Raw genomic sequence first — 12,879 nt, forward strand, 5'->3', positions numbered from 1 at the left:
GGCAGGAAGCGAGAAAAACAATGTCTGCAACACTTTCACAGAACATGCTGCTGGCGGTGCCACTGGCGCCGCTGGTCGGCGCTGTCGTGGCCGGCCTGTTCGGCAAGCAGGTGGGCCGCCGCGGCGCCCACACCGTCACCATCCTGGGCGTCCTGATCTCCCTGATCATCTCGGTGATGACGCTGCAGTCCGTCGTCCAGGACGGCGCGCGCTTCAACCAGACCATCTACGAATGGATGACGCTGGGCGGCCTGAAGATGGAAGTCGGCTTCATGATCGACGGCCTGTCCGCGATGATGATGTGCGTGGTGACCTTCGTCTCGCTGATGGTGCACATCTACACCATCGGCTACATGGAGGAAGACCCGGGCTACCAGCGCTTCTTCAGCTACATCTCGCTGTTCACCTTCAGCATGCTGATGCTGGTGATGAGCAACAACATGCTGCAGCTGTTCTTCGGCTGGGAAGCGGTCGGCCTGGTGTCCTACCTGCTGATCGGCTTCTGGTACACCAAGCCCACCGCCATCTTCGCCAACATGAAGGCCTTCCTGGTCAACCGGGTGGGTGACTTCGGCTTCATCCTGGGCATCGGCCTGCTGGTGGCCTACGGCGGCTCGCTGAACTACACCGAGACTTTTGCCAAGGCCGGTGAACTGGCCGCGATCAAGTTCCCCGGCCAGGACTGGATGATGCTGACCGTGGCCTGCATCTGCCTGTTCATCGGTGCGATGGGCAAGAGCGCGCAGTTCCCGCTGCACGTCTGGCTGCCGGACTCGATGGAAGGCCCGACCCCCATCTCCGCGCTGATCCACGCGGCCACCATGGTGACCGCCGGCATCTTCATGGTGTCCCGCTTCAGTCCGCTGTTCGAGCTGAGCGACACCGCGCTGAACTTCATCATGGTGATCGGTGCCATCACGGCGCTGTTCATGGGCTTCCTGGGCATCATCCAGAACGACATCAAGCGCGTGGTGGCCTACTCCACGCTGTCGCAGCTGGGCTACATGACGGTGGCGCTGGGCGCTTCGGCCTACTCGGTCGCGGTGTTCCACCTGATGACGCACGCGTTCTTCAAGGCGCTGCTGTTCCTGGGTGCCGGTTCGGTCATCATCGGCATGCACCACGACCAGGACATCCGCAACATGGGCGGCCTGCGCAAGTACATGCCCATCACCTGGATCACCTCGCTGCTGGGCTCGCTGGCGCTGATCGGCACGCCGCTGTTCTCGGGCTTCTACTCGAAGGACAGCATCATCGAAGCGGTGCACGCCAGCCATCTGCCTGCGGCCGGGTTCGCCTCGTTCGCCGTGCTGGCCGGTGTGTTCGTGACCGCCTTCTACAGCTTCCGGATGTACTTCCTGGTCTTCCACGGCAAGGAACACTTCCATCACAAGCCGTTCCCGGGTGAGCATGACCATCATGACGACCACGGTCATGGCCACGACCACACGCCGCATGAGTCGGCCTGGGTGGTGACCGTGCCGCTGATCCTGCTGGCCATCCCGTCGGTGGTGATCGGTTACCTGACCATCCAGCCGATGCTGTTCGGGGACTTCTTCAAGGACGCCATCTTCGTCAACCATGACGTGCACCACGCCATGAGCGAACTGGCCGAAAACTTCCACGGTGCGGCGGCCATGGCCGGTCATGCCTTCAAGACCCTGCCGCTGTGGCTGGCCTTTGCCGGTGTGGTGACTGCCTACGTGTTCTACATGGTCGCGCCGCAGATCCCGGCCACGATCGCCCGTGTCTTCCGCCCGATCGTGACGATCCTGGAGAACAAGTACTACATGGACTGGTTCAACGAGAACGTGCTGGCCCGCGCCGCACGCATGATCGGCACCGGCCTGTGGAAGGTGGGGGACCAGGGCATCATCGACGGCGTGGTGATCAACGGCGGTGCGCGCACCGTTGGCGGCATCGCCGGCCTCGTGCGCCTGGTGCAAACCGGCCACCTCTACTGGTATGCGCTGGTCATGATCCTGGGGGTGGTGGGTCTGATGACCTGGCAGCTGTGGCCCCACATGGTCAACCAGCTGATGAACCTGTTCGGGCGTTGATCGGCGGAGAATAAGAATGTTGCTAAGTCTTGCCATTTGGCTGCCGGTCGTTTTCGGCGCCCTGTTGCTGGTGTTGGGTCGCGACCAGAATGCCGGCGCCGTGCGCTGGCTCGCGCTGGCCGCGTCCATCGTCAGCTTCGCTGTCACGGTGCCCGTCATCACGGGCTTCCAGGACGCCACCGCCGCCATGCAGTTCGTCGAGAAGGCGAGCTGGATTGAACGCTTCAACATCCACTACCACCTGGGCGTGGATGGCATCTCGATGTGGTTCGTGCCGCTGACCGCCTTCATCACCATCATCGTGGTGCTGTCGGCCTGGGAAGTGATCGAGACGCGGGTGCACCAGTACTACGGCGCCTTCCTGATCCTGTCGGGTCTGATGGTCGGTGTGTTCACCGCCCTGGACGGCATGCTGTTCTACGTGTTCTTCGAGGCCACGCTGATCCCGATGTACATCATCATCGGGGTGTGGGGCGGTCCGCGCCGGGTCTATGCCGCGTTCAAGTTCTTCTTGTACACGCTGGCCGGCTCGCTGCTGATGCTGATCGCGCTGCTGTACCTCTACAACAAGTCGGGCAGCTTCGACATCCTGACCTGGCACCAGCTGCCGCTGCCGCTGTCGGCCCAGACGCTGCTGTTCTTCGCCTTCTTCGCGGCCTTTGCGGTGAAGGTGCCGATGTGGCCGGTGCACACCTGGCTGCCGGACGCGCACGTGGAAGCGCCGACCGCCGGTTCGGTGGTGCTGGCCGCCATCATGCTGAAGCTGGGCGCCTATGGCTTCCTGCGCTTCTCGATGCCGATCGCCCCCGATGCCGCGCGTGAATACGCCTGGGTCATCGTGGCGCTGTCGCTGATCGCGGTCATCTACATCGGCCTGGTGGCGATGGTCCAGCGCGACATGAAGAAGCTGGTGGCCTATTCGTCGGTCGCCCACATGGGCTTCGTGACCCTGGGCTTCTTCCTGTTCAACGAGCTGGGCGTCTCCGGCGCCATCGTGCAGATGATTGCCCACGGCTTCGTGTCGGGCGCCATGTTCCTGTGCATCGGCGTGCTGTACGACCGCGTCCACTCGCGTGAAATCGCCGACTACGGCGGCGTGGTCAACACCATGCCCAAGTTCGCCGCTTTCGCTGTGTTGTTCGGCATGGCCAACTGCGGTCTGCCCGCCACCGCCGGCTTCGTCGGCGAATGGATGGTGATCCTGGGTGCCGTGCAGTTCAACTTCTGGATCGGTCTGCTGGCCGCCACGGCCCTGATCTTCGGTGCCGCCTACACGCTGTGGATGATCAAGCGGGTCTATTTCGGTCCGGTGGCCAATGACCACGTCAAGGCCCTGACCGACATCAACGCCCGTGAGTTCCTGATGCTGGCCATCCTGGCGGTCGCCGTGCTGTGGATGGGCGTGTATCCCAAGCCTTTCACCGACGTGATGCACCAATCGGTCACCGAGCTGCTCAAGCACGTCGCGGTGTCCAAGATTCAATAAGGGCCCACCACAATGACTGAAATGAACTGGGTCGCTGCCTACCCTGAAATTGCGCTGCTGGTGATGGCCTGTGTGGTCGCGCTGGTGGACCTGTTCGTCACCGATCCGCGGCGCACGCCCACCTACTGGCTGACGCAATTCAGCCTGGCGGTGGTGGCGGCGATGCACTTCGCGGCCATGGGGGATGCCCCCGCGGTGGCGATGCAGGGCATGATGATCGTGGACCCGATGAGCCATCTGCTCTCCGGCGTCTCGGCCATCGCGCTGATCGTCACGATGGTCTATGCCCGTCCGTATGCCGAGTCCCGCGACATGCTCAAGGGCGAGCTGTTCACCCTGAGCCTGCTGTCGCTGCTGGGCGTGGGCGTGATGGTGGCCGCCAACAACTTCCTGATGATCTACCTGGGTCTGGAGTTGATGAGCCTGTCGCTGTATGCGCTGACCGCGCTGCGCCGCGACCACACCGTCTCGACCGAAGCCGCCATGAAGTACTTCGTGCTGGGCGCGCTGGCCTCGGGCTTCCTGCTCTACGGCCTGTCGATGATGTACGGCGCCACGGGCTCGCTGTCCATCCCGCGTGTCTTCGAGGTGATCGCCGCTGGCGCTCCCAACAAGGCGGTGCTGGTGCTGGGCGTGGTCTTCGTCGTGGCCGGCCTGGGCTTCAAGCTGGGCGCTGCTCCCTTCCACATGTGGGTGCCGGACGTCTATCAAGGCGCTCCGACCGCGGCCACGCTGCTGATCGGCGGCGCCCCCAAGCTGGCCGCCTTCGGCATCACGCTGCGCCTGCTGGTGGACGGCATGCTGCCGCTGGCGGTGGACTGGCAGCAGATGCTGCTGGTGATGGCCGTGGCCTCGCTGGTGGTGGGCAACCTCGCCGCCATTGCGCAGACCAATCTCAAGCGGATGCTGGCCTACTCGACGATTGCCCAGATGGGCTTCGTGGTGCTGGGCCTGGCCTCGGGCGTGATCAATGGCTCCAGCGACTTCGCGCTGAATGCCTACAGCTCGGCCATGTTCTATGCCATCACCTACGTGCTGACCACGCTGGGCAGCTTCGGCCTGGTGATGCTGCTGTCGCGCCAGGGCTTCGAGTCCGAGCAGATCAGCGACCTGGCCGGTCTGTACAAGCGCAGCCCCTGGTTCGCGCTGGTCATGGCCATCTACATGTTCTCGCTGACCGGCATTCCACCCACCGCTGGCTTCTACGGCAAGATGGCCGTGCTGCAGGCGATGGTGACGACCGGGTCGCAGCTCTACATCACGCTGGCCGTGGTGGCCGTGGTGCTGTCGCTGATCGGTGCGTTCTACTACTTGCGTGTGGTGAAGGTCATGTTCTTTGACGAGCCGACCGACCGTGCCGGCATCACCGCGCCGGCCGACGCCCGCCTGGTGATGTCGATCAATGGCCTGGCCGTGCTGGTGCTGGGCATCCTGCCGGGCGGTCTGCTAACGCTGTGCAGCCAGGCGCTGACCCGCGCGCTGACGCACTAAGACCGGCTCGCCGGCACTGAAAGAGGGCAGGGACGTTTCCGCATGGAGCAAAGCGCATCGGTCTGGATCGTCCTGGCGGTGGCACTGGCCGCCGCCAATCTGCCTTATCTCAGTTCCCGGGTGCTGCTGGTCGGTCCCCGGCGTGATCCCAAAGCGCCTGGCTGGCGTCTGCTGGAACTGTTCTTGCTGGCCCTGCTGACGCTGGCCATCGGGGTGGGCCTGGAAGCCCGCCTCGGTCAGCGTTATCCCCAGGGCTGGGAGTTCTATGCGGCCGCCCTGGCGCTGTTCATCACCCTGGGTTTTCCGGGTTTCGTCTGGCGTTACCTGCGCCGGTCCCGGACCCGTGTTCGAGAGTTCGATGACGACGACCGCTGACACCCCTGACGCACCGTTCTCCGGCATCCAGCCCGCCGCCGACGCCGACCCGCACCTACGTGAATTGCCGCTCAGTGCCCAGTGGGTGTTGCGCGGCAATTTTCTTCAGGTCTCCCGCGACCGGGTGCAACTGCCCAACGGCCGCGAATCCACCCGCGAATACATCCACCATCCGGGCGCGGCGGTCATCGTCCCCATTCTGGAGGATGGCCGCTTGCTGCTGGAGCGGCAGTATCGGTATCCGATGGGCCGTGTGATGCTCGAGTTTCCGGCCGGCAAGCTGGATCCGGACGAGCCGCCGCTGGTCTGCGCCCAGCGGGAACTGCTGGAAGAGACCGGCTACCGGGCCACCGAGTGGGCCCATGCCGGCGTCATGCACAACGCCATTGCCTATTCCACCGAACGCATCGAGATCTTCTTTGCACGCGGCCTGGTGGCGGGTGAGCGCAAGCTGGACGAAGGTGAATTCCTCGACGTGGTGGCCCACGACCAGGACACCCTGGAGCGCATGGCGGTCCAGGGTGAGTTGACCGACGCCAAGTCGCTGACCTGCCTGTTGTGGCTGTCCCGCTGGCGCTCGGGGGCATGGCCTTTGGACTGGCATCCGGCAGCCTGAATCGGGAAAGGCTAGCATTGCCACCATGTTGGTCTTGAATCTGGCTTGTGAGGCGGGACACGGCTTTGAGGGCTGGTTTGGCTCTGCCGCCGACTTTGAATCCCAGCAGCAGCGCGGTCTGCTGAGCTGCCCCCTGTGCAACAGCGTGCAGGTGCGGCGCATGCCGAGTGCGCCGCGCTTGAACCTGTCGTCGGCGTCTGAGCCGGTGGCGCCTTCGCGAGGCGCCTCGGGCGGTCCTGCGGGCCCGGCAGGCACGAGCGGCGGAGCCCTGGCACCCGCCGGGCCGTCCGGTGCGGCGCCGGGTTCGTCCGCCGAGGGCGCGATGGCGCCGATCGACCTGCAACGGCAGGTGATGCAGGCAGTGCGCCAGATCATGGCCAACACCGAAGATGTTGGCGAGCGTTTCGCCGAAGAAGCGCGCCGCATCCATTACGGCGAGAGCGAAGCCCGCGGCATCCGCGGGCAGGCCACGCCGGACGAGGCCCAGGCGCTGGCCGAAGAGGGCATCGAGGTCGTGACGCTGGCGGTGCCCAGCGCGCTCAAGGACCCGCTGCAGTAGGCAGCGCCCGCAGTCGTCCCCTGCAGTTCTCCCCCGCAGTCGCACCGTCCGAGTGCGCTGGCCGGTTGCGTTGTCGCGCCGCAGGCACCCTCTCGGGTGTGACCATCATCACGGGCGCAGACAGGCGTTAAGCTAGCGCGCTTTTCGCACGAACCCTGCATTCAAGACCGACACGCGCCCGCTGTAGTTCCAGGCAGGCGCGGGCGTGCGAGAACCCGTCCCTTGATTGATCTCACTGCCTGACTTCTTCGGAGCCTGATTCATGACGCCTGTGTTGCGCTCTTCGCTGCGCCTGTCGCTGGTTGCCCTTGCCACTTTGGTGGTCCTGACCGCTTGCGGACGCGGCGAACAAAAGCCCGGGGGCGAGGGCGGCAAGAAGGACGCCCAGGCCGTGGGCAGCACCACGGCGCCCAGCCTGATCGTGTCGCCCGAGGACGTGCAGACCCTGGGGGAGAGCCAATACGCCAGCGGGCCGGTCATCACCGGCTCCATCCAGCCGGAACGTCGCGCCGACCTGCGCGCTGAGATCCAGGCGGTGGTGCTGTCGGTCTACAAGGAAAACGGCGAACGGGTGAAGCGCGGCGACCTGCTGGTGCGGCTGGACGACACCGCCATTCGCGACAGCGTGCAGTCGGCCGAGGAAGCGGTGCGGGCGTCCGCCCAGAGCTTCGAGCAGGCCGAGCGCCAGTACCAACGCCTGAAGACTTTGCAGGCCCAGGGCATGAGCTCCATCCAGGCGATGGAAGATGCCGAGGTCCGCCGCAACAATGCCCAGAGCGACCTGGTGGCGGCCAAGGCCCGCCAGGCGACCGCGCGCCAGCAGCAGCAGCGTACCGAAATCCGTGCCCCGTTCGACGGCGTGGTGAGCGACCGCAAGGTGTCGCCCGGCGATTCGGCGCAGCTGGGCAAGGAACTGATCAAGGTCATGGACCCGGGCAGCATGCGCTTCGAAGGCCTGGTCTCCGCGGACCGCATGGCCGAGCTCAAGCTGGGCCAGATCGTTTATTTCAAGGTCAACGGCTATCCGCAGATCGACTTCCAGGGCAAGATCCGCCGGATTGCGCAGGCCGCCAACACCAACACCCGCCAGGTGGAAGTGCTGGTGGACTTCAGCGGGGCCCAGCAGCCCGGCGTGGCCGGTCTTTATGCCGAAGGCCGTGTCGAGGCGACCAGCATTTCCGCCCTGATGGTGGCCGACAGCGCCCTGGTGCGGGAAGGCGACCGCAGCTTTGTGTGGCGCATCGACGGCAACAGCCTGCGCAAGGCTGAAGTGAAGCTCGGCGCCCGAGACGAGCGCCAGGGCCTGTTCGTGGTGGCCGGTGGCCTCAAGAGTGGCGACCGGTTGCTGCGTCATCCCAACAGCACATTGCAGGACGGCCAGAAGGTCGACTTCACCAAGGCCCTGCCGCCGCCCGCGGCACCCTCGGCGCCCAAGCCGTCCACCATGACCTCCTCTGCACAGGGCTGTGAGGCCCTGACGCCGCTGCGGGCCGCCTGATCCGCCAGGAGACCGACATGTTCCTTTCCAATTTCTCGGTCAAGAAGCCGGTCGCGATGATCGTGGTGATCATCATGCTCATGGCCATGGGGCTGCTGGCCTTGTCCAAGCTGCGGGTCAACCAGATTCCGGACGTGCAGGAGCCGGTGATGGTGGTCAGCATCACCTATCCGGGCGCGTCCCCGGAGACGGTGGAGCGGGAGGTGATCAACCGCATCGAAAAATCGATGCAGAGCATCCCCGGGGTGACGGAGGTCCGCGCCACCGCCAATGAAGGTCGCGCACAGTTCATCCTGATCTACGAGTTCAACAAGAACATGACCGAGGCGGCGGATGAGATCCGCAACGCCATCGGCGCGGTCCGGCACAAGCTGCCCACCGAAATGCGGGAGCCGGTGCTGCAGCGCTACGACCCGGCCTCCGAGCCGGTGATGCAGCTGGCCCTGTCCTCCAGCGCGGAAAGCCATGCGGAAATCTCGCGTCTGGCGGAAGACCAGTTGGCCGACCGCTTCCGTTCGCTCTCCGGCGTGGCCACGGTCGAGGTCAACGGCGCGCTGAAGCGGGAACTGTCGGTGCTGCTCAATGCCCAGAAGCTGCGCGAATTCAATGTCTCGGTGACCGAGGTCGTGCAGGCGCTGCGCAATCAGAACACCACCGCGCCAGTGGGCAAGGTGCGCGGCACGATGGAGGACCAGAGCATCCGGCTGCTGGGCCGGCTCGAATCCCCGGAAGACTTCACCCAGATCGTGGTCAAGCGCTCCGGCAATGAGCTGGTGCGCCTGGGCCAGGTCGCCACCGTGCAGGACGGGTTTGCCGAGCAGACTGGCCTGTCCGTGCGCAACGGCAATCCCAATGTGGGCCTGGCGGTCACCCGCTCGCGCGACGCGTCCACCGTGACCGTGGCGAATGAGACCCGCAAGCTGGTCGACGACATCAACAAGACGCTGAAGAAGGGCACCAAGCTCGAGATCACCCAGGACGGCGGCAAGGACGCCCAGGACAGCCTCAACAACGTCATCCATGCGCTGGTCTTCGGCGCGGGCCTGACGGTGTTCGTGGTGTATGTGTTCCTGAATTCCTGGCGCTCGACGCTGATCACGGCGCTGTCGCTGCCGACCTCGGTCGTGGCGGCCTTCATCGCGGTGTGGCTGTGCGGCTTCACCCTGAACTTCATGAGCCTGCTGGGGCTGTCGCTGGCCATCGGGGTGCTGATCGACGATGCCATCGTGGTGCGGGAGAACATCGTCCGGCACATGGAACGCGGGGCGGACCGTCGCACGGCGGCCCTGAACGGCACGGCCGAAATCGGCCTGGCGGTGGCGGCCACCACCTTCTCCATCGTTGCGGTGTTCGTGCCGGTGGCCTTCATGCCGGGCGTGTCCGGCGAATGGTTCCGGCCGTTCGGGCTGACCGTGGTGGCTTCGGTGCTGGTGTCCCTGTTCATCTCCTTCACGCTGGACCCGATGCTGTCGGCCTTCTGGGGCGACCCTCCCGGCTATCACGAGCAGCCGAAGAAGGGCATCTCGCGCCTGCTGGAGCGCTTCAACCACTGGTTCGACCATCAGGCGGACCGGTATGGTCACGTCATCGCCTGGGCACTGCACCATCGCCGGTGGATGGCGTTTTTTGCCATGGTCAGCCTGGTGCTGGCGCTGGTGCTGCAGGCGCTTTTTGGCGGCAGCAGTTTCCTGCCCAAGACCGACTCCGGCACGATTGCCGTGGACGTGCGCACTCCTGCCAGTTCCAGCCTGGAATATTCCCGCCTGAAGCTGGCGGCAGCTGCGGCGCTGGCCCGGGAGATTCCGGAGACCAAGGCGACGAACGAGACGGTCAACGTCAGCGGCGGCCGCATCTATGTGGACCTGGGCAAGAGCACCCAGCGCAAGCGCAGTGCGGCGGAGATCGCGGCGGACCTGCGCTCCCGCGTGTCCCGCCTGGTCGGCGCCGAGTACACGGTGCTGGACGACCTGAACAACGGCGCCCAGAAGCCGGTGCAGATCCGCTTCTCCGGCACGGATTCCCGCAAACTGATGGAGCTGACCACCGACTTCATGGAGAAGCTGCGCAAGGTGCCGGGCGCGGTGGATGTGGGCCTGTCCGAACAGGATCCGCAGGACGAGCTGCAGATCGAGCTCAACCGCGGCCTGGCCAATTCGCTGGGCATTTCTGTGGGGGATGCGGCCAATGCGCTGCGGGTGGCCTTTGCCGGTGTGGAAGTCGGCGACTGGGTGGACCCCAGCGGCGAGACCCGCGACGTGTCGGTGCGCCTGGCCCCGCAGGACCGGGTGGATGCCTCCAACATCGAGCGGCTGCCGATCTCGGTGACCGGCACCGGGGTGATGGTCCCGCTGGAGCAGATCGCCACCATCACCATGGGCAAGGGCCCGTCCAAGATCCAGCATGCGGACAGCAAACGGATGATTGCGGTGTCGGCCAATGCGCATGGTCGCTCGCCGGGTGAGGTGACGGCGGATGCTCTGAAGCTGGCCAAGTCGATCAACTTCCCGCCCGGTTATGGCATTGCGCTGGCCGGTGATGCCAAGAGCCAGCAGGAGGTGTTCGGCGCCATGCTTGTGGCGCTGGTCTCCGGCATCGGGCTGATGTATTTGATCCTCGTCATGCAGTTCGGCAGCTTTACCGCGCCGGCGGGGGTGATGCTGTCGCTGCCGCTGTCCCTGATCGGGGTGGTGGTGGCCCTGTTGATCACCAATGGCGGCCTGAACCTGATGAGCCTGATTGGCGTGATCATGCTGGCGGGGCTGGTGGCCAAGAATGCCATCCTGCTGCTGGATGCCGCCCGCCATGAGGAGTCGGAGGGCGTGCCGCGCGAAGAGGCGCTGATGCATGCGGGCCGCAAGCGCTTCCGTCCGATTCTCATGACCACCTTTGCGCTGATCGCCGGCATGCTGCCGGTGGCGATCGGGGTCGGGGAGGGCGGTGAGTTCTATCGGCCGATGGCGGTGGCCATCATCGGCGGCACCCTGACCTCCACGGTGTTGACGCTGCTGATGGTGCCGTGCTTCTACGACAGCATCGAGCTCTTCTTCGACCGCCAGAAGGCCCGCACCGCGCGCTGGACCGCGCGTGGCAAGGCCCCGGTGGCCTGGGTGCTGAACCTGCTGCAGACGCTGGTGACCTTCGTGGCGTTGGTGACGGGTGTGCTGTTCCTGTGGTGGATCGGGGAAGCCTTGTTGGGCAAGCGCCGCGAGTCGTCGCAGCCGCCGAATACGCCGAATACGCCGCATATGCCGAACGACCCGAACGCTCCCAAGGAGGGGCCGACGGTGCAGCCCGGCCTGGTCGGCCTGCGCGAGCAACCCCGCGGCGCCGGAGACGACTGATGCGGTGGGGCGGACGCGTCCCGCGTCCGCTCACACCACCCGGTTGGGATTGAGCAGGCCCATCGGATCCAGCGCCTGCTTGATCTGCCGCATGAGCTGGAGGGCCACCGGGCTCTTGCGCCGCGTGAGCTCCTCCCGCTTGAGTTGGCCGATGCCGTGTTCCGCGGAGATCGATCCGCCATGCGCCATGACCTGGTCATACACCACGGCGTTGACGGCAGCCTCATGGGTCTTCAGAAAGTCGGCCGGGGCCACGCCTTCCGGTGCCTGCACGTTGTAGTGCAGGTTGCCGTCGCCCAGATGGCCGAAGTTCACCAGCCGCGATCCGGGGAAGTGCTGCGCCAGCAGCGCGTCACAGGCCGCCACGAACGCAGGGATGCGCGACACCGGCAGGGCGATGTCGTGCTTGATGTTGAGGCCTTCTTCGCTCTGGGCCAGTGGGATGGACTCGCGCAGGTGCCACATCGCCTGGCTCTGAGCCAGGCTTTCGGCCACCGCTGCATCGTCGATCACACCGCCTTCCAGAGCCTCGGACAGCACGCCTTCGAACTGCTCGCGGGCATGGGTCTCGCCTTCGTTGTCCGACAGCTCCAGCAGCACCGTCCACGGGCGGGGGCCCAGGGGCTGGATCAGCTGCGGAAAGTGCCGCGCCACCAGCGCCAGCGACTGCGCATTCATCACTTCGAAGCCGGTCAGCGCCGCACCGCAGCGCGATTGCGCCAGGCCCAGCAATTGAACGGCGGCCTCGAGGGTCGGGCATGCGGCCAGCGCCGTCATGCGGGCGCGGGGCTGGGGGAACAGTTTCAGCGTGGCCGCAGTGATGATGCCCAGCGTGCCTTCGGCGCCGATGAACAGGTCTCGCAGGTCATAGCCGGTGTTGTCCTTGCGCAGGCCGGAGAGCCCGTCCCAGATCTCGCCTTCGGCCGTCACCACCTCCAGCCCCAGGCACAGATCCCGGGCATTGCCATAGCGCAGCACCTGCGTGCCGCCGGCATTGGTCGAGAGGTTGCCGCCGATGGTGCAACTGCCTTCCGCGGCCAGGCTCAGCGGGAACAGCAGGCCGGCGTGCCGCGCGGTGTCCTGTACCTGCTGCAGCACGCAGCCCGCCTCGACCGTCATCGTCAGATTGGCCGCGTCGAGCTGCCGCACCTTCTGCAGCCGTTTGAGGCTCAGCAGCAACTGCTGGCCTGAGCCATCCGGCACGCCGCCGCCCACCAGGCCGGTGTTGCCGCCTTGCGGCACCAGGGACACGCGATGCTCCCGCGCCAGCTTTACCACCGCCGCCACCTGCGCGGTCGTCTCCGGCCGCAGCACGGCCAGCGCTCGTCCCTGGTAGCGCTTGCGCCAGTCCTGCTGATAGGGGGTCAGCTCGTGATCCGGCAGCAGCTCGGGCAGCAGCACGTGGGCATCGCCCACGACTCCGCGCAAGGCGTTGATCAGGTGAACGGTCATG

At 65.6% G+C, this 12,879-nt stretch carries 9 protein-coding genes; 8 read left to right on the top strand and 1 reads right to left on the bottom strand.

Annotated features, from left to right (window positions below; genetic code table 11):
* Positions 1-20: 20 nt before the first annotated feature.
* The 8 genes from nuoL (at position 21) to DES44_RS07320 (ending at position 11,426) form a co-directional block, all read left to right on the top strand.
* Positions 21-2,060, top strand: a complete 2,040-nt coding sequence (gene nuoL, locus DES44_RS07285) for an NADH-quinone oxidoreductase subunit L (RefSeq protein ID WP_058935568.1) — start codon at positions 21-23, stop codon at positions 2,058-2,060.
* A 16-nt stretch (positions 2,061-2,076) separates the two neighbouring features.
* Positions 2,077-3,546, top strand: coding sequence for an NADH-quinone oxidoreductase subunit M (locus tag DES44_RS07290; protein WP_058935567.1), 1,470 nt, complete (start codon positions 2,077-2,079; stop codon positions 3,544-3,546).
* 12 nt (positions 3,547-3,558) lie between these two features.
* Positions 3,559-5,037: an NADH-quinone oxidoreductase subunit NuoN gene (gene nuoN, locus DES44_RS07295; protein ID WP_058935566.1), complete on the top strand. Its 1,479-nt coding sequence runs from the start codon at positions 3,559-3,561 to the stop codon at positions 5,035-5,037.
* A gap of 42 nt (positions 5,038-5,079) precedes the next feature.
* Positions 5,080-5,412 carry a DUF2818 family protein gene (locus DES44_RS07300; RefSeq protein ID WP_058935565.1) on the top strand — a complete coding sequence of 111 codons (333 nt, stop codon included), beginning with the start codon at positions 5,080-5,082 and terminating at the stop codon, positions 5,410-5,412.
* The gene (locus tag DES44_RS07305) at positions 5,396-6,028 is read left to right on the top strand and encodes an NUDIX domain-containing protein (protein WP_058935564.1); all 633 of its coding nucleotides are present in this window, start codon (positions 5,396-5,398) and stop codon (positions 6,026-6,028) included. The genes DES44_RS07300 and DES44_RS07305 overlap by 17 nt, the downstream gene beginning before the upstream one ends.
* Before the next feature lie 25 nt (positions 6,029-6,053).
* Complete coding sequence (locus tag DES44_RS07310) at positions 6,054-6,587, top strand: DUF1178 family protein (RefSeq protein WP_058935563.1); 534 nt, start codon at positions 6,054-6,056, stop codon at positions 6,585-6,587.
* 262 nt (positions 6,588-6,849) lie between these two features.
* Complete coding sequence (locus DES44_RS07315; protein WP_058935562.1) at positions 6,850-8,085, top strand: efflux RND transporter periplasmic adaptor subunit; 1,236 nt, start codon at positions 6,850-6,852, stop codon at positions 8,083-8,085.
* Between the two features lie 17 nt (positions 8,086-8,102).
* Positions 8,103-11,426 (top strand): efflux RND transporter permease subunit, encoded by a 3,324-nt coding sequence (locus DES44_RS07320; RefSeq protein ID WP_083525668.1) that lies wholly within the window; start codon positions 8,103-8,105, stop codon positions 11,424-11,426.
* A gap of 30 nt (positions 11,427-11,456) precedes the next feature.
* On the opposite strand, the gene DES44_RS07325 is transcribed toward DES44_RS07320, so the two are convergent.
* Positions 11,457-12,878 (bottom strand): FAD-binding oxidoreductase, encoded by a 1,422-nt coding sequence (locus DES44_RS07325; RefSeq protein WP_058935561.1) that lies wholly within the window; start codon positions 12,876-12,878, stop codon positions 11,457-11,459.
* Position 12,879 lies beyond the last annotated feature (1 nt).

The organism is Roseateles depolymerans (assembly GCF_003387155.1).
Classification (GTDB): Bacteria; Pseudomonadota; Gammaproteobacteria; order Burkholderiales; family Burkholderiaceae_C; genus Roseateles; species Roseateles depolymerans.

What these genes read in the sequence shown, in the direction of transcription:
- nuoL (WP_058935568.1), top strand. Translation starts at nt 21, where the DNA reads ATGTCTGCAACACTTTCACAGAACATGCTGCTGGCGGTGCCACTGGCG.
- DES44_RS07290 (WP_058935567.1), top strand. Translation starts at nt 2,077, where the DNA reads ATGTTGCTAAGTCTTGCCATTTGGCTGCCGGTCGTTTTCGGCGCCCTG.
- nuoN (WP_058935566.1), top strand. Translation starts at nt 3,559, where the DNA reads ATGACTGAAATGAACTGGGTCGCTGCCTACCCTGAAATTGCGCTGCTG.
- DES44_RS07300 (WP_058935565.1), top strand. Translation starts at nt 5,080, where the DNA reads ATGGAGCAAAGCGCATCGGTCTGGATCGTCCTGGCGGTGGCACTGGCC.
- DES44_RS07305 (WP_058935564.1), top strand. Translation starts at nt 5,396, where the DNA reads ATGACGACGACCGCTGACACCCCTGACGCACCGTTCTCCGGCATCCAG.
- DES44_RS07310 (WP_058935563.1), top strand. Translation starts at nt 6,054, where the DNA reads ATGTTGGTCTTGAATCTGGCTTGTGAGGCGGGACACGGCTTTGAGGGC.
- DES44_RS07315 (WP_058935562.1), top strand. Translation starts at nt 6,850, where the DNA reads ATGACGCCTGTGTTGCGCTCTTCGCTGCGCCTGTCGCTGGTTGCCCTT.
- DES44_RS07320 (WP_083525668.1), top strand. Translation starts at nt 8,103, where the DNA reads ATGTTCCTTTCCAATTTCTCGGTCAAGAAGCCGGTCGCGATGATCGTG.
- DES44_RS07325 (WP_058935561.1), bottom strand. Translation starts at nt 12,878, where the DNA reads ATGACCGTTCACCTGATCAACGCCTTGCGCGGAGTCGTGGGCGATGCC.